Origin of the sequence: Imtechella halotolerans (assembly GCF_028743515.2) — a bacterium.
Classification (GTDB): Bacteria; Bacteroidota; Bacteroidia; order Flavobacteriales; family Flavobacteriaceae; genus Imtechella; species Imtechella halotolerans.
The window spans coordinates 1,333,234-1,355,045 of sequence record NZ_CP117969.2 but is presented as its reverse complement, the minus strand read 5'-3'; the positions used below and the strand labels follow the sequence as shown (position 1 = coordinate 1,355,045).

At 30.0% G+C, this 21,812-nt stretch carries 13 protein-coding genes and 2 pseudogenes; 13 read left to right on the top strand and 2 right to left on the bottom strand.

All coding sequences use genetic code 11. The annotated features are described in order from the left end of the window. Positions 1–194: 194 nt before the first annotated feature. From PT603_RS06135 to PT603_RS06120, 4 genes are read left to right on the top strand one after another with little or no spacing between them, the layout of a single operon-like run. On the top strand, positions 195–1,040 hold the full coding sequence (locus tag PT603_RS06135; protein ID WP_040488730.1) for a DUF8464 domain-containing protein: 846 nt from the start codon (positions 195–197) through the stop codon (positions 1,038–1,040). Continuing rightward, on the top strand, positions 1,037–1,567 hold the full coding sequence (gene mbpA / locus PT603_RS06130) for a mobilization protein MbpA (RefSeq protein ID WP_008239877.1): 531 nt from the start codon (positions 1,037–1,039) through the stop codon (positions 1,565–1,567). The genes PT603_RS06135 and mbpA overlap by 4 nt, the downstream gene beginning before the upstream one ends. After that, on the top strand, positions 1,564–2,433 hold the full coding sequence (locus PT603_RS06125; RefSeq protein ID WP_008239880.1) for a relaxase/mobilization nuclease domain-containing protein: 870 nt from the start codon (positions 1,564–1,566) through the stop codon (positions 2,431–2,433). The genes mbpA and PT603_RS06125 overlap by 4 nt, the downstream gene beginning before the upstream one ends. Positions 2,434–2,447: 14 nt before the next feature. Continuing rightward, positions 2,448–2,924, top strand: a complete 477-nt coding sequence (locus PT603_RS06120) for a DUF6730 family protein (protein WP_008239882.1) — start codon at positions 2,448–2,450, stop codon at positions 2,922–2,924. Between the two features lie 660 nt (positions 2,925–3,584). Here PT603_RS06120 and PT603_RS06115 read toward each other — a convergent pair. Continuing rightward, the gene (locus PT603_RS06115; RefSeq protein ID WP_008239883.1) at positions 3,585–5,264 is read right to left on the bottom strand and encodes a HEPN domain-containing protein; all 1,680 of its coding nucleotides are present in this window, start codon (positions 5,262–5,264) and stop codon (positions 3,585–3,587) included. 203 nt (positions 5,265–5,467) lie between these two features. On the opposite strand from PT603_RS06115, the gene PT603_RS06110 reads away from it, so the two are divergent. From PT603_RS06110 to PT603_RS06075, 8 genes are all read left to right on the top strand, one after another. After that, positions 5,468–5,686 (top strand): helix-turn-helix domain-containing protein, encoded by a 219-nt coding sequence (locus tag PT603_RS06110; RefSeq protein ID WP_008239885.1) that lies wholly within the window; start codon positions 5,468–5,470, stop codon positions 5,684–5,686. Between the two features lie 830 nt (positions 5,687–6,516). Further along, a complete protein-coding gene (locus PT603_RS06105) occupies positions 6,517–8,226 on the top strand; it encodes an ATP-dependent nuclease (RefSeq protein WP_008239892.1) in 1,710 nt (569 codons plus the stop codon). A 992-nt stretch (positions 8,227–9,218) separates the two neighbouring features. Then, on the top strand, positions 9,219–11,777 hold the full coding sequence (locus PT603_RS06100; RefSeq protein WP_274238721.1) for a KAP family P-loop NTPase fold protein: 2,559 nt from the start codon (positions 9,219–9,221) through the stop codon (positions 11,775–11,777). A gap of 359 nt (positions 11,778–12,136) precedes the next feature. Then, positions 12,137–12,958, top strand: a complete 822-nt coding sequence (locus PT603_RS06095) for a type IV toxin-antitoxin system AbiEi family antitoxin domain-containing protein (RefSeq protein WP_008240810.1) — start codon at positions 12,137–12,139, stop codon at positions 12,956–12,958. Next, positions 12,955–13,758: a nucleotidyl transferase AbiEii/AbiGii toxin family protein gene (locus tag PT603_RS06090; RefSeq protein ID WP_008240812.1), complete on the top strand. Its 804-nt coding sequence runs from the start codon at positions 12,955–12,957 to the stop codon at positions 13,756–13,758. Before PT603_RS06095 ends, PT603_RS06090 begins: the two co-directional genes overlap by 4 nt. Before the next feature lie 30 nt (positions 13,759–13,788). Then, the gene (locus PT603_RS06085) at positions 13,789–15,336 is read left to right on the top strand and encodes a type I restriction-modification system subunit M (protein WP_008240814.1); all 1,548 of its coding nucleotides are present in this window, start codon (positions 13,789–13,791) and stop codon (positions 15,334–15,336) included. Further along, the gene (locus tag PT603_RS06080) at positions 15,333–16,511 is read left to right on the top strand and encodes a restriction endonuclease subunit S (RefSeq protein WP_008240816.1); all 1,179 of its coding nucleotides are present in this window, start codon (positions 15,333–15,335) and stop codon (positions 16,509–16,511) included. The genes PT603_RS06085 and PT603_RS06080 overlap by 4 nt, the downstream gene beginning before the upstream one ends. Continuing rightward, the gene (locus tag PT603_RS06075; RefSeq protein ID WP_008240818.1) at positions 16,498–19,605 is read left to right on the top strand and encodes a type I restriction endonuclease subunit R; all 3,108 of its coding nucleotides are present in this window, start codon (positions 16,498–16,500) and stop codon (positions 19,603–19,605) included. Before PT603_RS06080 ends, PT603_RS06075 begins: the two co-directional genes overlap by 14 nt. Before the next feature lie 481 nt (positions 19,606–20,086). Here PT603_RS06075 and PT603_RS06070 read toward each other — a convergent pair. Beyond that, positions 20,087–20,458 (bottom strand): annotated as a pseudogene (locus PT603_RS06070) (ISL3 family transposase); the annotation flags it as partial. Positions 20,459–20,539: 81 nt separating this feature from the next. Here PT603_RS06070 and PT603_RS06065 point away from each other — a divergent pair. After that, positions 20,540–21,720, top strand: a pseudogene (locus PT603_RS06065) (IS3 family transposase). The last annotated feature ends 92 nt before the right edge of the window (positions 21,721–21,812 follow it).

Here is a 21,812-nt window from a genome sequence, read left to right as displayed (position 1 = left end):
AGGATATTTGTTAAAGCTGTCATCATCTTATCATCATCTGGTCATCAAAATATAAAACGATGACTGGATGAATTAGGAATAGTAAGGAACGATGAATTGATGAAAAAAACGATGCTCTGTAAACCATTATGAATATTGTCATTTTAGAGGAATTTCATCAAAACATCAAAATTTTGAATAAAACAATTTGGCTCATGAAAAAAGAAATATTGAATTGTGAAAAAGCCCGTAGTATTTGCATAGTGCTAACACTTGCAAAACTAGGGCACTTTCCCAAACGTAAATCGGAAAAAGAAGCTTGGTTTCTAAGTCCTTTTAGGTCAGAAACCCAAGCCTCTTTGAAAGTCTCTTTAAAAGAAAATTATTGGATAGACTTTGGATCTTTTGAAGGAGGTAATGTGATAGATTTAGTTGTCAAATTAAAACATTGTTCAGTAAAGGACGCATTAATCTTTCTATCTGGAGGTATACCTAATTTTTCATTTCACCAGCAAACAATTTTAAAACAGAGAACTGGGAAAATAGAAATTCTCAAAATACTTACCATTCAACATCTTTTTCTTATAAACTTTTTGAAATCAAGAAAAATACTAGTCTCTTTTGCTCAAAATTATTGCAAGGAAGTTTGGTATAATCATAATGGAAAAACATTTTTTGCAATCGGTTTAGAGAACCATTTAGGAGGTTGGGAGCTTCGGAATAAGTATTTCAAATCATCGACATCACCAAAAACCTTTAGTCTTATTCCTCAAGGCAGTGATCACCTAATTGTAACTGAAGGGATGTTCGATCTACTTTCATTGGAAAGTTTACTAAATGAAAGTTTAGAAGGATATGATCTAATGATCCTTAATTCATTGGCATTTACTAGAAACATTAGCTCTTATTTAAAGAGCTATAAAACAATCAAGCTCTATTTGGACTATGATGATTCTGGAAGTAAGGCCACTGAATATTTATTGAAAATTCATTCTCAAGCCATTGATTGCAGGGCAGTTTATAAAGGATATAAGGATGCCAACGAAAAATTAATATCATGAGTATAGAAACTTTTAATGAATTTCAGGAAGGCAAGTCCAAATGGGTAGAGCGAAAGGAAATGGAATCCAAAGACAAAATAAAGATATCTTCTGAACTTCTCAACGAAATGGATTCTATAGCGATTCAGTTAGGAAAGGAAGATTCGTTGGAAACGAATTCGAGATGTGTGTCTGTGGACACAATCTCGATTGCTCCCGATGGTCGCAATGAGAGACGAAGTATGAATAAAGGAAAAACTGAGTTGGTGAAATTCCGGTGTACAGTCATGGAAAAGAAACTTTTGATAAACAGAGCGAAGAATTCGGGGTTAACCCTAAGTGAATACTTCAGAAGAGTAGCCTTTGAAAAAAAGATAACAGAGCGCTTAACAGAGGATGAAATTGAAATTTATAAGACTTTGGTGAGATTCCATAATAATTTTAAGTCTATTGGTAATATGTACAGAAAACGGAACCCTAAACTTACGGAAAAAGTATATGGATTGGCAGAGGAGATAAAAACGCATCTTCAAAAGCTAACACCATGATAGGAAAAGGAAAGGCCATTGCTCATACTCGAGCTTCAATGCTTTACGGTTGGAATCAGGAAAAGGACGCAGAGGTTATCTTTAAACAGGAATTAATTGGTAATAATCCCGAAGAAGTGTCTAGAGAATTTCGAATGATCCAAGAGCAGAATTACCATTGCCAAAAGAATACACTTTCCTTCGTTCTTAGCCCAACCGTTAATGATGGCCAACGTATACATAGCAAAGGATTTAATGAGATTTGTCGGAAATTTATAGAGCAAATGAAACTAGGGGATAGGCAAGCGATTGCCTTTGTCCACAGGGACAAAGAGCATACCCATATTCATTTATACGTAAACCGTATTGACTTTAGAGGGAATGCTTATAAAGATAGCTTTATTGGAAAACGAAGTCAGCATGCTGCAGAGAAAGTAGCAGAACAGTTAGAGCTGACAACAGTAAAGCAGGTTCAGATGGAAAAGGAGTTTTTATTGAAAGATGTCCGGCTGGAAATTAAACGAAGACATGAATTGAGTCTAAAACAGTTTTCTCCAAGGAATTTTGAAGATTACATGAAGGCAATGGAAACTAATGGAGTTAATGTAATTCCAAGTATTAATAAGTCGGGAAGCCTTCAGGGGTTTCGGTTTGAATTGGATGGTTATAATTTAAAAGGAAGTGAAGTACATCGAAGCATGTCCGGTAGTAATATCGGACAAAAACTTTATGGTCATTCCAAAAATAATATAAATAATATTGCTCCAGTTAAGATTTTAGATAAAGCTATTCCAGTTGCTCCAAGAATGGCACTTAGCATAGTGAAGAAAATTGCGAACAGGGTTATACAACATTCAATAAATGCTGGTGCAGGCATTGGTATTTAAAATTCTACAGGACTATGACAAAAATTAAAGAGTATATGGAGTTACTGACTTCAGAAATGGAAACATTCCGAGGTGATGTTAATAGGCTAGAAGTAATTAACGATCGAATCAAAGATTTAAAAGTATCCATTGATCTTAAGGAACTCAAAGCAGAATTAAAGGAATATAATAGTGAGCTGGCAAAGCAACGGGAATATCAGGAACGGTTTTATTTAAGGATGGAAATTTTGTTCCAAAAAGCCGGAGTTTATCCTAAATGGGCAGTAATTACCTTTATTGTAGCTATAATTATTTCAGCTTTCTCATTGCATTATGCGTACAGAACTAGAGTAGCTTTAGAAAAACTTAGCAATATCTGCAATACGGAACTGGTCGTTTTATTTGATACCATGACCATAGTTAATTCAGATGTCGAGATTTCTACTATACAGTTCCTGGCTTTTTCGAAATTAATTTGTAAAAATTATCCAAATGTTCCCCCTCTTCTATAGGTAAAAGTTGTCTAACTAATTCCAGAGATTTTCCAATGTCATTACCTGAATTATTTAGACAATATTTACTATTTTGAGTAGCAATTATGCACACATTTATCAATGACTCAATAGTAATAAATAAATCTAAATAACCTTTAAATTCAACAAAAGAAGCTTTAAATCTATTTTTTTCATTTTCTAAGGGATGCAGTGTAACGAATAAGTTTTTTGCTGATTTTTTTAACTTTTTTAGGTTTTTCTTTTTTAGTTTCATAATCTTTTATTTTTTTATTTATGAATAATAATTATCTAACTATAAATAAACAATTTAGTTATTCTGAAAGTATGAATTCCAAATTGACAATCTTTATGCATTTTTTACCAATGTATTATAATTAAAATTTGCAAAGAAGTAAATTTCTTTTTTACATAGTAATGAAATTGGATTTCTAATAAAGTTACCGTGTACTGATGTTTGATATTTTATACCTAATTATTTTACTTAACTAATTTTATGAACCGGGGTTGTAATAATTTCCATGAAGATGATTTTGTACTTAGCTATAGTGGAGTTGATAATTAGAACTCTTATTGCTTAGTGGCATTTACCTATAATTTAAAGTTCTTCAAGAGTAGTTTCCAATGAATTAACTTGTTATGTACAGTTTCTTAAGAGAACTATAATTTTTTAGGAATTGTGTCTTCAACAAGTTTCCAGCATTCCTCAAGAAATAGTTCGCATCTCCATTCATAATTATGAGCTTTATACCATTCGATATGTGATAATCTATTGTAAAAAACATTTTGTTGTATTTGGGTAAATTCATTAAAAATCCTTTTATCCTCTTTATTGAATGTTGGAAAAATTTCAATTGGGAAATACCAAATATTACAGACGAGATTGTATAAATAATTTAAGTTCTGCTGGTAAGGTGTGTAATCGAAATGGTATTCTAATAATCCTAAAAGTGCTTGTTTCAATGCTTTGTTAAATAAAAGAACTTTAATAATTACCTCTTCTGAATTTTCGATAGCTTTACCACCATTAAAAAAACCATTGGCATTATTTTTTCGGTTATACCAATTAATCAACCTTTTTTTAATAGTTTCTTCTGAACTAATGCCTTTATTTTTGTGAAAACTCCAATTAGTTGTCTCCATTCCTTTATAAAGTAATGATTCTTTTGCGTTTAAAATATGATGAAAGTATGGGTTATTATTGTTAAGTTGCTTTTCAACCTGGTCCTTGGTATATGACATCAGTAATAAGGAAACCCCCAAACATTCACATATTTTAAGTTGCAGGGTTGTTAATAGATCCCTAATACTTCTTTCGCTAACAAGTAATAAATTGAAATGATAATTTTGAATACCTGTAATTTCATAATTATTTAGGGAAGTTTCAATTTGAATTGATTGGAATCGTTGTCCAACCAAGTAAATTGTAATAGGATCTGATATATCTGATGTTATATGTTTAACAATTTCCTTAAGTGGTGTTGACTTTTCCAATTTCTTAATATCGCATTTAGTAGAAGAAACTTTACCCTGTGGTATTTGAATTGAATTTGAAATATTCTTTTTGTCAAAGCCCTTAATACTGTGATCAAAAATCTCAATTGCATTTATATGCAACAACTCCATTTTTTCTTCTAATTGAATTAATACCTTAAGATCTATTTTGAAATCATTTTCATAACGAGTTGAGCGATATATATCTTCTAGTGCTTGAAGTAAAATAATGTCATTATCATCTTCTTCATTAAAAACGCAGGTATAATTGGAAGTGATTTTTTTAAGTTGTAAGTGGTGAATTCGGATTGAGTGAGTTTTTATGTCTTTAGCTTGAATTAGAATTTCTAAATATCTGTATGTGAGCTCTATAGACTGATGTAACATAAAGGATGCAATTTCATATAGTCCTTTTTCTTTAAAATGATAATAGCCTTGTTTAAATTCATCAACTTTTTGCCCTTCTCGTGCACATTGTTCTAATGCCAATTTCTTGCATTTTGTGAAATCTAAGTTTTCAGGAATTGGTATGAAATCTGTGTTTTCTTTTTTATATACAAGATTTTTAGGTTGACATGATGTAAACATGAATAGGTTACCTTCCTTAATTTTTTCTATTGCTTGGTGGTTGAAATAAAATTTAGCTACATAGTTTGGATATGATTTGATTGTCTTAAGGATTTTTGGTACCCAATCACCCAGATCATTTACTCTTTTATTTGAAACTAGGATAATTAATTCAAATGGAGAAGTTTCCCTTATGTAAATATTTAGATAAATATAATCGATTTTGTTCTTTGATATTAGAACACCAATTATTTCTTTTATATCCAAAGGGTATTTCATACTTTGAGTTTCTTTAACCTTAATATTTGATTTAATTTTTTAAGACAATACCATATTACATTGAAGTTTGATATATTACAACTTATGTATAGTTTTTCTATACTAATGTATAGATATATTATCATAATTCAAAAATAAAGCATGAGTTTTTTATAAAAAGGTACAGACATTCTATATTTTTGTAGTTAAATATGATATATTAAATGACTGATTTAGGACTATATTTAGCTAAAAAATCAATTAATAAGGCGGAGGTTTCTAGAAGAACTGGCATAAGTAAGTCTCGCTTGAGTCAATTAAGTGGCAATGACACCACAAAACTCAGGGCTGATGAATTATATTTAATAGCATTAGCCATTGATGCCAATCCATGTGAGTTATTAAGAGAGATTTGTAAGGATTTAAAATTATTGAGAGTATAAAATATTTGGATAGTTAAATAGAGGGTTGACTTAATAAAATTTTTGTTTTTTAAATTTATTTTCTTAAAGTGATTTTAATTTGTAGTAAGGGAAATGTATATCATTAATACACTTTATTATGTTAAATCCGCGAAATTTTAAGGTTTCATAATAGACTTAATATAGATTAGTTAAACACTACTTTTTTATTATTCAATTGATTGATTTTCCCTTAGAAAGTAACTTTTTTCTTCTATTTTTAGGGTAGGGAATCCGAGATATTTGATATGAAAACCATTGGACTTTATTCGAAAATGAATGAATTAAAATTCGTTTTTAGAAAAATATGGAAAAACTTACACTACAAATAGGAAACATTGAGATTTATTTTATAATATCCGACAATGAAAAATATTGCAATGAGTATAATTTCACTTCAAATTTGTGAGATTTTTATTAATTAGTTTCCAAATCGGATTTATGAATTTTTTAGTAACAATTTATTCATTTCTTCTTAGAAGTGCTAATTTGTTTATTTAACCTTTAAGTATATGGTACCTGTTAATAGATATTCTTCACCTAGGTAAATTCAAAATATTTAACACCCTTATTTTAACATAATTGATTAAAGCTACTTTTTTAAATTTAAATGCTATATTGTGACTTTAAGGGTATTTCTCCTATTAATCTTACCTAATTAGTATTCATTAATTAGGAATTTTCACTCAAGGATGAATATTTAATTTTATATTTGAGTGTTGTTCAATAATAAATATGGCTAGAAGTAATTGTTTAATCCAATTTAAGACTTAAAACAAAAATTTTTTGAGCTGTATCCTAAACTAGAATATATGAAAATATTAAGTTTTACAATTAATAATTATAGAGCAATTGAAGAAATTAAGTTAAAGCTGAACTTTCAAATCAATCCAATAATTGGAATCAATGAGGCAGGTAAAACCTCTGTTCTTAAAGCAATTTTAGCATTTGATAGAACTAGAGATAAATTTAATCGTGGAGAACACTTAGAATTCAAAAATAAATATATAATTGGGTCAAAAGAATGTACAATAAGTGCTGATTTGATTTTGGATAGAGGTGAGTTGGAGAGTTTGATTTCAAAATTAAAAATTACAACCGATTCTAAAGAATATTCTATTTTATCTAAACATGATGAACATACCATTTTTACATTAAGACGCAATCTTTCACAAGATAATTATCCATATTCAATACTGCTTGATGGTGTTTCCGAGGCTGTGAAAGAGCACATTATAAAATTTCTTATTTCCAATCTACCCTATATACAATATTTCGATGATTTTGCAGATAGGGTTCCTGAAGAAATTGAATTTCCAACGGATTATATTTATAAAAGGAATCTTGGAAAAGGAAAGGATCGTGACTGGAAAGAGATAATTGAAGAGATTTTTAAACGTGCTGATACTGAAGGCATAGGAGAAGTGGATGACGAGAACCACCTAATTTCATATCTTAAAGTCCAAAATGTTGACACGAAAGGGGATATTCTATCTGATGTCGAGGCTACATTAAATAGAGAAATTATAAATGAATGGAAACGTATTAAAAAAAGCGGGAAATCTTTTGCTGATGATAGCGATAAATTGGAATTAGTAATTACAAATGAAGGTAATGTTTTTAGATTTAAGGTAAAGGACAAATCACATAATGATAGGACACGAACGTTTGATATAAGCGAAAGAAGTAAAGGTTTTCAATGGTTCTTCAACTATATGATTAAGTTGAAATTTAATCCTAATTATAAAGGAAAATTGGAGAATTCAATTTTTTTACTTGATGAACCAGGTTCTTATCTTCATTCTTCCGCCCAAACTGAATTATTAAATGAGTTACATTCTGTTTCAAAAAAAAATACAATTATTTATTGCACACATTCACAATTTCTTTTGAATCCTGAAGTGATAAAATTGGGAAGTGTAAAAATTGCAGAAAAAAAAGGCTCCCAAATTACTCTTCAAAATTTCGGTAATTTCAAAAGTAGCAATGACAAGGGAGCATTGAGTCCAATTTATCAAGCTTTGCATTTGAATTTTGCAAATGACTTCCTAGGGAAAATAGTAATTACTGAAGGAATAACCGATTATTACATGTTGAGTATCTTACAAAGATACACTTCAAATATTGATGATCAGATCAAAATTATCCCAAGCTCTGGTGCTAGTCAATCATCAACATTGTTGAGTATTGCAATTCCTTTTTCAGATAATTTTGTATTACTATTAGATAACGACCAGGCCGGAAAATCTGCTCAAAAGAAATATCTGAGAGAATTTGGAGATTTTTTAAAGGATAAGATACACTTGTATAACTCAACAAAGCCAAAATTTGTCCTTGAAGATTATCTTTGTGAAGAAGATACTATTCGTTTACAAGAATTGACAAATTCTAATGATGTAAAGAGGTGTTTAGGTTTCTTGTTTTACGACTATAAGGATAAACAAGAAGACTTTGTAAATAAATTGTCAAGATCAACATTGAAAAATTTAGAGGATGTTTTTCAGAGAATTAAACTATTATGAGCTATTTTTTAATTTCAATTAATAAAGGTTAAAATATTAAATTTTTTGGAGATATCACGATTTTTCAAATGAACAGTAAATTTTACTCTATTATCAATAAACTAATTTAAAAAAATGATTAAATATTCACGGAATAATTATACCTCTAAAGGACTGTTTGTTTCCTATGAATAATTTGTTGTAGCTTTAAATTGTAGGTCTATATGGTATGACTAATTAAGAATTGTTGAGGCTATTAAAATTAGAATATTTTAAGAATTGATTTTGTGGCAATATCATAAGGATGGAAAAGTGTAGAAAATAAATAACTTTCTTACGTAATAGAAATTGCATTAAATTTTAAGGCCCTAATTCTTTAGATAATAATACTTAAATAGGAGAATTTAAATTGCTCAGCTTTTGAACTAGTATTTAATACTATTTTATATATGAAAAGGCTACTATTGAATTGAAAAATTTTCCTTAATTATAGCTATTGAACTTATTTGAAAAGTCAAAAATTCTTATACCATTATAAAATACCTAATTTAAAAAATTCTAGTTTGAAAATATTTTTGATTAAAATATGGCGTAGTTTTAATTACAAATTATCCTTCCCAAAAATATGGATGGTTTTAATTCCTCTTTTTTTATTTTTTATTTACAACAATAAGATTATTAACTTTATTGAGAAATATTTAATCATTGATCCTCCTTTTTTAAATTTTTGGTTAGACTTAATAATTATCCTGATATCATTAATCTTAATAAGTCGTTTAATACGGAATTTTATAAAATATAAGTACTTAGCTTCATTTTTAGAGGTTTACATATACTCTTCAATATGCTTTTTAGTAACTTACTTTTATGTTAAAAAGGATGATCTACAATGGACTTTTCTCTTAGATAGCATTTTTAAAATTAATTACGTTTTTTATTTTTTAGGACCATTGTATCTTTTTTTGGCATTCTATGTTTATAAATTGTTTAATAGACATTTTGTAAAACCATTCATGGAAAAATCATCTGACAATAATGAATTTAAAAATGATGACCCATTGGATGAAATAGCTAATGATAAATTGGGTTATTCTTTTATTGTGAAAAGATTAAGTTCGGTACTCGTTAAAGAAAATCATCTAAATTCATTTTCCATCGGTTTAGTTGGTCCATTTGGTAACGGCAAATCAAGTATTATTAATTTATTGATAGATAAATTAAAAGATAGAGCATATTTAAAAACCTTGAAAAAGAATGACAAACCAATTGTTGTTCATTTCCTTCCTTACTTAAACCATAAAGAAGATGACATAATTAATGAATTTTTTATGGCATTAAGCAATAAATTATCTCTTTATAATGGGAAACTTTCGGATCAAATTTTAGAATATTCAAATAAACTTACTGATTTGTATCATAATAAAAATTTATCGGGACTTTTTGATAAGCATATTTCAAGAATATCTGATCAACCTGCAAAATTAATTTACGATGATATAAATTGTAGGTTAAAGGAAATTGATGAAAAAATAATTGTCTTTGTGGATGATTTAGACAGATTAAATGATAATGAAATAATGCAAGTCTTGAAATTAATTAGAAACACTGCTAATTTTTACAACACAACTTTTGTCGTTGCTTTGGATAAACAATATGTTCTAAATAGGCTATCAAAGGAGAACAAAATTCTAAATTCTAATTTTATAGATAAATTTTTTCAGTTGGAAGTTTTTCTTCCTGAAATTGAACAAACTGTTTTAAGAAATTATGTATTGGAGGAGCTGATTGAATCTTTAAAGGTTTGGGACCAAACCTTTAAAATTAAATTAACAAATGCCTTAAAGGATAGTGATAATTTATTTGATTATTATGTTAAAAATTTCAGGGATTCAAAAAGATTTATAAATCAAATTATTTATGATTATAAGAATTTTGGAGAAGAAATTGATTTAAAAGACTTTATGAATTTCACATATTTTAAATTGAAATTTCCAAAATTCATAAAATTATTAAATGATAATAGGCTTCTTTATTTGAACGAAGATACAACAAATGGAATATACAAACTTAAATCATCTAATCAGAAAAATAAGTCAGAAGGTGAGAATAAATTTATGATTTTTAATACAAAAGAGGAAGACATCTCGCAATATAGAAAATATGATATATTTGAGAAAATACTAACCGATGATGAATGTTTTAAGAACATTATTAATGTTGATTGTGAAGATAGATTTCTTTTAATGAAAACTCTTGCTTATTTGTTTGGAGACGAAAATATTGTAGGCAGTTTTAGTTCAATACGAAAGGTTAATAATTTTCGAATGTTAATGCAACAAAGAATATTTGAAGATTTGTTAACGGAAAGGGAATTTAATAATCTTTTTTTAGAAAGTGAAATAGATGGAATTAATGTTTTAATAGATGTTATTCAAAATGATAATAAAATAGATCAACTACTTAATAGATTTGAATACTTTAATACTGATAATCAAACAAATATTGAAAGGGCAATTAACATTGCACTTATACTATTTGAACGAAAAGAAGATTTAGGTCTTAATGAACATTCATTATTAAAACTATTAGTCAATTTAATGGATATTAACATTAAATTAAACCATCCTAGTTATGAAGTGACTGTGATCCCTTGGATTAAAAAAAATATTTTTGAGTCTAGTTTTATTTCAACAGTCAATAAAATAAAAATAATAAATTTTGTTTGGAAATTAAAGCATGGCAACCAACGTTGGCCGCTGGATGAAATCTATATCATTGAACAATCAAAATCCATATTTGATAGTTATATTGAAGAAATTAAAGATTTATGGGATATTAGAAACTTTAATTTTTTTAGTGTATTTCACGATTTAAAGGTGATTCCAGGACTAAAAGAATATATGGCAAAAAAAATTAAGAGTTTTTGGAATGATAAAAATATAGAGCTTTTTTGTGCTCAAGTTTTAAATTTCGCTCCTTTTTCATTCATTAGTTTTAAAATATCAGATTTTGTTGACGAAGTATTTAACGATAAAGAGAGTTTTTATCAATATGTGAAAAATCATGTGTATAGGGATGACGAAGCGGTAAAAGAATTTATTGAGTTTTTCTCACTTTGTAAGGCAACAATGTTTAAGCCATTTCTGAAATTTAAATTTGAAAAATCTAGTCTTGCAAGTCAAAGGATATTAGTTGCTAAGGAATTCTACAAGGGAGATTCTGGAATTGAAGATGAATATGTTAATGTAACACAAGTAATCTTTGAGACTAATAGTTTGGAATTAGTCAAAAATATGCAACAGAATAATCAATTAAACCCAGAATTTTCATTTGAAATTTTTAGTGATAAGAAAAACCATTTATGGTTTTTCTTATTGAATGTGGATACTAGGACAGCAAAGAGTAAAATTAAGGATTTTGTTAATTTAATTATGTCAATTGAGATGAAGCCCTTTAATAATGCACAAATAGAACTTAATTTGGATGTTTTATTCGATTTTAAAAATTTTCTGGCAAATAATGAATGGGATATTAATATGAAAATTATCTCTATTCAACCTAATCTTGAGTAAATCAAACCTATAATGAAGGCTCACAGTAATAAGGAATTGTATAAAATTTTGAAATAAATAATTGATCTCATTCATTTTACCATATTAAATTTCAATAGAGGTGTATTGCCTATTTGATAGGATAACTTCGAAGATTTATTTCAATAGCCTACTAGTGATTCGGCGCACAAAATGAAGGTTTTTTCTTTTAAAGTAAATATTCATTTCATTGCCTATTGGATACCTAGATTTAGGTCTCATAGCTAAATAGTTTGGTTTATCCTGATAAATGAACTATAAAACATATTTAAGAGATAAATAATATAGTTTGTATTTATATTTTGTATCATTGCAGTCAGGTTTATCCTGATATTGATACTATGAGACATAAATATATTTCCACACAATCAAACGAACTTCTATCATACTTCAATGATAAAGGGAAAATCTGTTTTGATTCTAAAATGGCTTTAAATGTATTTTCTGAAGCAAAAGAAAGTACAGTTCGGCAATTATTAAGCGATATGACCAAAAGAGGTTTACTAATGAGGATAAAAGATGGTCTTTACTATATCATTCCTTATGAAGAAAACCCAGAAACCTTTATGCCCGATTGGCACGTGTTAGTAAAATATTTGGTTAAAGATGCTAAACATTATATTGGGTATTACTCAGCTTTACAAATCCATAATCTAATAACACAACCATCCCTAAAAGAACAAATTGTCGTAGCAAAACAAATAAGACCTTCAGAAATAAAGATTAAAGACATCACATTTCAGTTTATCTATCACAATGAAAATCATTTTTTTGGTGGAAAAAAAATATGGATTGATAGCTTCAATAAAGTAAGTTGTTCTGATTTAGAAAAAACAATCATAGACTGTCTTTTTAAACCCGATTACGCGGGGGGCATTGTAGAAGTAGCAAGAGCAATTTACAGTACAAAAGATAAATTGGATTACGAAAAGCTTTTAGAATATACAATAAAATTCGATTCTCAGGCGGTATTGAAAAGACTGGGGTACATTCTAGAACTTTTTGAAATAGAAACAGAAATAATTCAAGAATTGCAAAAAATAAAGACAGCATCTTATATCGTTTTAGATACCGAATTACCTAAAACTGGTAAAAGAAATAGCCGTTGGAGTATTCAACAAAATTTAGATACAGAAACTATTAAATCAGCCATGTTCACATGATTAAACCAGGTGAAATACAAAAGAAAGCAAACCAAGTTGGGGTTCGTGACCAACAAATCGAGAAAGATTACATTTTATCCTGGATACTTTGGGGTATAGCAAACCATGAGCAGCTTTCAAAAATACTGGTATTCAAAGGAGGAACCGTATTAAAGAAAGTATATTTTGAAGACTATCGTTTCTCAGAAGATTTAGACTTCACGCTATTAGATAATGAAATAACAAACGAGCAAATTTTTGATTGGTTTAAAGAGTCTTTCGAAGAAATAAAAGAAGAATCCAATATTCCATTAGAAATAATTGATGATAACGAGCATGAAGATGGAGGTATTAATTTTTACATAAGTTATGTAGGCCCATTGGGTGGTTTTGGAAACAATAAAAAAGTAAAAGTAGATATATCAAGAAGCGAAAAATTAGAGTTTGAACCAGTAGTGAAAAATGCTATTGTAGATTATTCAGATTTAGAGGATAATAAACTATTATGCTATTCTTTAGAAGAACTATTAGTCGAAAAATTACGATGCACCATGCAACGCACTCAACCAAGAGACTATTATGATATATGGTATTTATTAGAAGTAGAACAAATGGAGGTTGAATATTACACCAATGAATTTCGAAATAAATGCATTAGCAAAGAACTATATCCCGAAGATTTTCATACCAAACTAGAGCAAAAATTGCCACAATACAAAGCACGTTGGAAAAATTCAATGAGTGATCAAATCAAAAATTTACCAGATTTTGAACAAGTGGAAAGAGAAGTAAGTAGAAAAATTAAAAATTTCATGGTATAACCAAGCAATAAAAAATTACAAGAAAAAATAATGACAAGTACAATTCAAAAACAAGAATTACAAAATAAAATTTGGAAAATAGCAAACGATGTTCGTGGTGCAGTTGATGGTTGGGATTTCAAACAATTCGTTTTAGGAGCACTTTTCTATCGATTCATTAGTGAAAATTTCACCAATTATTTTGAAGCTGGCGATGATAGTATTGATTATCCAAATTTACCAAATAGTGTCATAACACCTGAAATAAAAGACGATGCTATTAAAACAAAAGGCTATTTCATTTATCCAAGCCAACTTTTTAAAAATATGGCTAAAACAGCTAATATCAATCCAAACCTAAACACACAATTAAAAGAAATTTTCAATGCGATTGAAAGTTCTGCTAATGGATATCCTTCAGAACAAGACATTAAAGGGTTGTTTGCAGATTTTGATACTACAAGTTCTCGTTTAGGGAATACCGTTGAAAACAAAAACAGTCGATTAGCAGCTGTTTTAAAAGGTGTTGAAGAATTAAACTTTGGTAACTTTGAAGATAACCAAATAGACCTTTTTGGTGATGCTTATGAGTTTTTAATATCAAACTATGCAGCTAATGCAGGAAAATCAGGCGGTGAGTTTTTCACGCCTCAAACGGTTTCTAAATTAATTGCACAATTGGCGATGCACAAGCAAACCACTGTAAATAAAATTTATGACCCAGCTGCTGGTTCCGGTTCTTTATTATTACAGGCAAAAAAGCATTTTGATAGCCATATCATTGAAGAAGGTTTTTTTGGTCAAGAAATAAACCATACAACTTTCAACTTGGCACGTATGAACATGTTTTTGCACAATATCAATTATGATAAGTTCAACATTGCCTTAGGAAATACGTTGTTAGAACCAGATTTTGGTGATGAAAAACCCTTTGATGCCATTGTTTCAAATCCGCCCTACTCAGTCCATTGGATTGGCTCTGACGACCCTACGTTAATTAATGACGACCGTTTTGCGCCTGCAGGCGTATTGGCACCAAAATCGAAAGCTGATTTTGCCTTTGTGTTACATTGTTTAAGTTATTTATCAAGTAAAGGACGAGCGGCTTTGGTTTGTTTTCCAGGAATCTTTTATCGTGGCGGTGCTGAACAAAAAATTAGAAAATATTTAGTAGATAATAACTTTGTAGAAACCGTTATTGCTTTAGCGCCTAACTTATTTTACGGTACTTCTATTGCTGTTAATATTTTAGTATTGGCAAAAAATAAAACCGAACCTAAAACTCAATTTATTGATGCTACTGGAGAAGATTTCTTTAAAAAAGTAACCAACAATAATGAGCTAACAAATAAACATATTGATAAAATTATGGATATGTTTGATAGTAAAGCTGAAGTTGCACATGTGGCTACCACTATCGACAATACTAAAATTGCTGAAAACGATTATAATCTTTCGGTAAGTTCTTATGTAGAAGCCAAAGACAACCGCGAACAAATTGACATTGTAGAGCTAAACAAAGAAGTCGCTAAAACAGTAGTAAAAATAGACCAGCTTCGTGCCGATATTGACAACATTATAAAAGAGATTGAAGCATGAGTTTTTTAGATAAATTATTAGAGGGTGTGGAAGTGGAATGGAAAACACTTGGTGAGGTTGCAGAAATAATTCGGGGTGTTCGTGTAACAAAAAAAGATTTATTAAGTGATGGGAAATATCCTGTTGTTTCAGGTGGAACAGGATATATGGGTTATGTTAATGAATACAATCGTGATAAAAATTCAATAACAATTGCTCAATATGGAACAGCTGGTTATGTAAAATGGCAAACTGAAAAATTTTGGGCAAACGATGTAGCATTTACAATTTTCCCGATTGATGAAAACATTTTCTCAAAAAAATACTTGTATTATTTTTTAATGAACAAACAGGAATATTTGTATTCAATATCAAACAAAACAGCCGTTCCTTTTAGTATTTCCAAGGAAGCTATTTTAAAACTCCAAATACCAATTCCCTGCCCAGATAACCCCAAAAAATCACTCGAAATTCAACAAAAAATAGTTGGAATTCTCGATACCTTCACCGAGCTTACAGCAGAGCTTACAGCAGAGCTTACAGCAGAGCTTACAGCACGAAAAACGCAATATAGTTATTACGAAACAAAGTTATTGTTTGATAATAATTTTGAAATGATACCATTAAGTCAACTTTGTACTGTTAATCAAGGCCTACAAATACCTATAAATGAAAGAAAGACAGAAAATGGTGAGAATAGATATTTTTATATAACAGTACAATTTCTTAAAGGAAGTGATGTAAACTATTATATTGAATCACCATTACAATCAGTTATTTGTTATGAGGATGATATTTTAGTAACCAGAACTGGAAGTACAGGTAAAATCATTACTGGTGTGAAAGGGTGTTTCCACAATAACTTTTTTAAAGTTAATTGCTTTGAAAACATAATAAATAAAAGATATATGTATTGTGTTTTAAATAGTAAAGTAATGTTTGAAAAATTATTACATGCTGCTTCAGGTGGTACTGTACCAGATTTACCTCATAATAAATTTTACAAAATAACTATCCCCGTTCCTTCTCTGGAAGAACAAGCCAGCATCGTTTCTATTCTTGATAAATTTGACGTGCTTACAACTTCCATTCGCGAAGGTTTACCCAAAGAAATAGAATTGAGACAAAAACAATATGAGTATTATAGAGATTTGTTGCTAACTTTTCCAAAAGAAGAAAAAAATGTCACAGTATAAAACCTTAGTTGAATCTAACAATTTTATTGTTTTAGATAAATACACCAAGTATTCAGAGGTACATGATGCACCATCTAGTTATCAAACCGAAGCAGCTTTGGAAAAAGAATTTATCCAAGATTTAATCAATCAAGGCTATGAAAATCCAAAGCATCTAACGTCGTTACAAGCTATGTTAGCGAATGTTAGGGTGCAATTACAGGCATTAAACGACATGGCGTTTACAGATAGTGAATGGGCTCGTTTTGTAGAAGAATATTTAGATAAGCCAGGTGATTCTATAGTTGATAAAACTGAAAAAATCCATAGAAACCATATACATGATTTTGTATTTGATAACGGTCGTATTCAAAACATTTACTTAGTAGATAAAAAGAATGTTTCACGCAATAAAGTTCAAGTCATTTCACAATTTGAACAAAAAGGAACGCATGCTAATCGTTATGATGTTACCATTTTAGTAAATGGCTTACCATTAGTACAAGTGGAACTAAAAAAACGTGGTGTGGCTATTCGTGAGGCTTTTAATCAAGTACATCGGTACAGCAAAGAAAGTTTCAACAGTGAAAATTCTTTATTTAAATACCTTCAGGCTTTTATAATTTCAAACGGTACTGATAGTCGCTATTTTGCCAATACCGTAAAAAGAGATAAAAACAGTTTCGACTTTACCATGAATTGGGCAAAAGCAGATAACTCTTTAATTAAAGATTTAAAAGATTTTACGGCTACATTTTTTCAAAAAAATACCCTTTTAAAAGTAATACTTACCTATTCTGTATTTGATATAAGCGATACATTACTAATCATGCGCCCTTACCAAATTGCTGCTGCCGAAAGAATGTTATGGAAGATTGAAAGTTCTTTTAATGCAAAAAAATGGTCTGATGTTGAAAGCGGAGGTTACATTTGGCACACGACGGGTTCAGGTAAAACGCTTACGAGTTTTAAAGCAGCTCGGTTAGCTACTCAATTGGAGTTTATAGATAAAGTATTCTTTGTAGTGGATCGTAAAGATTTAGATTTTCAAACCATGAAAGAATACCAGCGCTTTTCACCTGATAGCGTAAACGGTTCTGATAGTACGGCTGGTTTAAAACGTAACCTAGAAAAAGACGATAATAAAATTATTGTTACTACAATACAGAAGTTAAATAACTTGATGAAAACAGAAAGTGATTTGGATATTTACCAAAAACAAGTCGTTTTCATTTTTGACGAAGCCCATCGTTCACAATTTGGAGAAGCACAAAAAAACCTAAATAAAAAATTTAAAAAATTCTATCAATTTGGATTTACAGGAACACCAATCTTTCCTGAAAATGCTTTAGGTGCAGAAACTACCGCAAGTGTATTTGGCAGAGAATTACATTCCTATGTAATTACCGATGCCATTAGAGACGAAAAGGTATTAAAGTTTAAAGTAGATTACAATGATGTTCGTCCACAATTTAAAAGCATTGAAACAGAAATTGATGAGAAAAAACTAACGGCTGCAGAAAACAAAAAAGCGTTTTTACATCCAGCACGTATCAAGGAAATATCCCAATACATTCTTCAAAATTACCGTCATAAAACGCATAGAACAAAAGGTGGTAATACTGGTTTTAATGCCATGTTTGCAGTAAATAGTGTTGATGCTGCTAAATGTTATTATGAAGAATTAAACCGTTTGCAAAAAGAAAGCGATAAACCACTTAAAATTGCAACTATCTTTTCTTTTGCAGCCAATGAAGAACAAAATGCCATAGGTGAAATTTTAGATGAAACTTTTGAACCATCTGCAATGGATGTAAGCGCAAAAGAATTTTTAACGATGGCTATTCATGATTACAACGCAATGTTTAAAATGAATTTTAACATTGAAAGTAAAGGTTTTCAAGACTACTATCGTGACTTAGCAAAACGTGTTAAAAATAAAGAAATCGACTTAATTATTGTTGTAGGTATGTTCCTTACAGGATTTGATGCGCCTACTTTAAATACACTTTTTGTAGATAAAAATTTGCGTTATCATGGTTTAATGCAAGCCTTCTCACGTACTAACCGTATTTATGATGCTACAAAGACTTTTGGTAATATTGTAACGTTTCGAAATTTGGAAACCAATACTGTAGATGCAATAACATTATTTGGAGACAAAAACACTAAAAATGTAGTACTAGAAAAAAGCTATAAAGAATATTTAGAAGGTTTCACAGATATAGTTACAGGTAAAGCTCGCAGAGGTTTTAAAGATGTTGTAAATGAGTTACATGAAAAATTCCCAAATCCTGACGAATTAGTTACCGAAAAAGACAAAAAAGAATTTGTGAAACTATTTGGAGAATACTTACGTGTCGAGAACATTTTACAGAATTACGATGAGTTTACACATTTAAAAGCATTACAAGGCATAGATATAAATGATGCTGAAGCAATAGAAGTTTTCAAAGAAAACTACTTTGTAAGTGACCAGGATATTGCAGTAATGAGAGAGATAAACGTTTTGCCAGAAAGGACAGCTCAAGATTACCGTTCTACCTATAACGATATCCGCGATTGGTTACGTCGCGAGAAAAATGGTAATGAAGCCGAAGAATCTAAAATAGATTGGGATGATATAGTTTTCGAAATTGATTTATTAAAATCACAAGAAATAAACCTAGATTACATTCTAGAATTAATCTTTGAACACAACAAAAAGACAAAAGACAAAGCAGCTTTAGTCGAAGAAATAAGCCGTATCATACGAGCAAGTATTGATAATAGAGCAAAAGAAAGTTTAGTTGTTGATTTTATCAATACGACAGACTTAGATACAATTGAAGACAAAGCCAGCATTTTAGATGCATTCTATGGATTTGCACAAAAGGAAATGCAAAAAGAAGCGATTGAATTAATTGCTGAAGAAAATTTAGATGAAGAAGCCGCAAAACGATACATAACTCAGTCTTTAAAAAGAGAGTTTGCAAGTGAAAATGGCACGGAGTTAAATGCACTTTTACCTAAAATGAGTCCGCTAAATCCGCAATATTTAACGAAGAAGCAAAATGTATTTCAAAAAATAACCTCTTTCGTTGAAAAATTTAAAAGGATTGGTGGACAATTATAGAAGGAATCAAAATACCTCAATAAATACATTAAAAAGCGTTTTGTATGCAGTTTTCATTAAAAAAATTCTATAATCTATTATTACCATTCGTGTAACAATAAACCTCATTTTTTGGGTCTTATTGAAACATAAAAGGTAATGGCTGGACTTAAAGATTAAAGAGTATTTGACGTATTTTATATGCAATTTGGAATACAAATTACATGAGGTGCGTAATTCGGTGCGTAAATTGTTTTTAAATTCTCCGAAAGCCCTTTAAAATCAATACAATTAAAATAACGGATAGTTCCTCTTTCTCCGCTGATTTATAAAAGATAACTTTCTAAAAGTCATCAAAAAAGCACAAAACCTATGATTCACAACGAGTTATAGGTTTTTTCTTTTTTAGGGGTATCGCATTTTGTTCAAAAGTGCACCTAAAAAGGGATCAGACACAAATTCTGGGTCTAGGCATAAATTGGATCAAGACTAAATGTTGTGTTTACGCAAATATTTTGGTCAATCTATATAGGAAGAATTCTATGTTTCTAACCCCTCTGAATTGACTTCTAAAAGCTTTTATTTTAGCATTGAATGATTCAGCGGAAGCGTTTGTGCTTCTGTTTATAAAATAATTCAGGATGGATCTGTAATTAACTGTTATGGTGTTTGCAATGGTATTGAATGCCCTAAAACCTGTATTTTCTACATCTTTGTACCAATGCGCCATTTTAGTATATGCGGTCTCGACAGAGGTTGCTGTATTGAATATGTTTCTAAGTCCTTGAACAAGATTAAAGGCTATTTTTATATCAGGATATTGATTGAACAATATCTTACTTCTTTCGTGTTGATTCTCCGTCCAATTATTTGGAGCTTTGTATAGTTGGACTTCCTATATTAGACTGGACATAAAGATGAGAGAACATGTTAGTTAGTTTTTATCTTAGCAATTATGAGAAGAAAATCTAAATAGTACACCTTAGAATTTAAACAAAAAGCAGTCGAGTTAAGTTATGCCAAAGGCAATGTAAAACAAGTATGTGAAGACCTGGACATATTTCCATCAGTACTTTACCGTTGGCGTAGGGAGTTAAAAGATTATGGTAACAACAGTTTCCCTGGCCGAGGTAATCCTAAAATGACCGATGAAGAAAAAGAGATAGCTCGATTAAAAAAGGCATTAAAAGAAGCCGAGTTAGAACGAGACATCTTAAAAAAGGCCATCAGCATCTTCTCCGCGAGCGACAAGAAAAATACAGGTTTATAAAACAACACCTTATGAGATTTCCTGTCGAGACGATGTGTCAAATATTAAAGGTAAGCAAAAGCGGTTATTACCATTGGCTACAAACAGGGCCAAGTAAATTATGGTTAGAAAATCAAAAGGTAACTGAGCTTATTAAATCTATATTTAAAGATAGTTTTGAAAGCTATGGTTCACCCAGAATAAAAACAGAGTTGGAGACATTAGGCTATAAAATATCAAAGCCCAGAGTGGCGCGTATTATGAGTGCTAATTATTTGTTTGCAAAACGAAAACGTAAGTTTAAAGCAACCACAGATAGTAAGCATAACTACCCAATAGCGCCTAATTTGTTAAACCAAAACTTTCAAGTAAACAGGCAGAACCAAGTTTGGGTAAGTGATATTACCTATATCAAAACTAAACAAGGTTGGTTATATCTTACTGTCATTATTGATTTGTTTAACCGCAAAGTTGTTGGATGGGCTCTAAGCGATAATCTAAGTACAGAAGACACTATTGTTAAGGCTTGGTATATGGCTGTAAAGAAAACAACTTTAACCCAACCTTTAATTTTTCATTCCGACCGAGGTATACAATATGCCAGCCATAAGTTTACCTCATTAATTAAAAGTCACAATGGCTTAGTAAACCAATCTATGAGTAGAAAAGGTAATTGCTGGGATAATGCCGTTGCAGAATCGTTCTTTAAATCATTAAAGGTCGAATGGGTTTATAGGCACAATTATAAGTTGATATCTGAAGCGGAGTTATCCATCTTTGGATGGATAGAGACCTGGTACAATAACAGAAGAAGACATTCCTTTTTAGGAAATAGAACTATAAGAGAATTTGAATTAGACATGTATAACCTTAAACTAGCGGCGTAGTCATTCAACTATTTGTCCAGTTTTTTGTTGCAAGTCCAGCATTGGAAAAATACTTTAAAGCAAACTTTAATTCAGAACATTCAAGAATGATT

What these genes read in the sequence shown, in the direction of transcription:
- PT603_RS06135 (WP_040488730.1), top strand. Translation starts at nt 195, where the DNA reads ATGAAAAAAGAAATATTGAATTGTGAAAAAGCCCGTAGTATTTGCATA.
- mbpA (WP_008239877.1), top strand. Translation starts at nt 1,037, where the DNA reads ATGAGTATAGAAACTTTTAATGAATTTCAGGAAGGCAAGTCCAAATGG.
- PT603_RS06125 (WP_008239880.1), top strand. Translation starts at nt 1,564, where the DNA reads ATGATAGGAAAAGGAAAGGCCATTGCTCATACTCGAGCTTCAATGCTT.
- PT603_RS06120 (WP_008239882.1), top strand. Translation starts at nt 2,448, where the DNA reads ATGACAAAAATTAAAGAGTATATGGAGTTACTGACTTCAGAAATGGAA.
- PT603_RS06115 (WP_008239883.1), bottom strand. Translation starts at nt 5,264, where the DNA reads ATGAAATACCCTTTGGATATAAAAGAAATAATTGGTGTTCTAATATCA.
- PT603_RS06110 (WP_008239885.1), top strand. Translation starts at nt 5,468, where the DNA reads ATGACTGATTTAGGACTATATTTAGCTAAAAAATCAATTAATAAGGCG.
- PT603_RS06105 (WP_008239892.1), top strand. Translation starts at nt 6,517, where the DNA reads ATGAAAATATTAAGTTTTACAATTAATAATTATAGAGCAATTGAAGAA.
- PT603_RS06100 (WP_274238721.1), top strand. Translation starts at nt 9,219, where the DNA reads ATGGAAAAATCATCTGACAATAATGAATTTAAAAATGATGACCCATTG.
- PT603_RS06095 (WP_008240810.1), top strand. Translation starts at nt 12,137, where the DNA reads ATGAGACATAAATATATTTCCACACAATCAAACGAACTTCTATCATAC.
- PT603_RS06090 (WP_008240812.1), top strand. Translation starts at nt 12,955, where the DNA reads ATGATTAAACCAGGTGAAATACAAAAGAAAGCAAACCAAGTTGGGGTT.
- PT603_RS06085 (WP_008240814.1), top strand. Translation starts at nt 13,789, where the DNA reads ATGACAAGTACAATTCAAAAACAAGAATTACAAAATAAAATTTGGAAA.
- PT603_RS06080 (WP_008240816.1), top strand. Translation starts at nt 15,333, where the DNA reads ATGAGTTTTTTAGATAAATTATTAGAGGGTGTGGAAGTGGAATGGAAA.
- PT603_RS06075 (WP_008240818.1), top strand. Translation starts at nt 16,498, where the DNA reads ATGTCACAGTATAAAACCTTAGTTGAATCTAACAATTTTATTGTTTTA.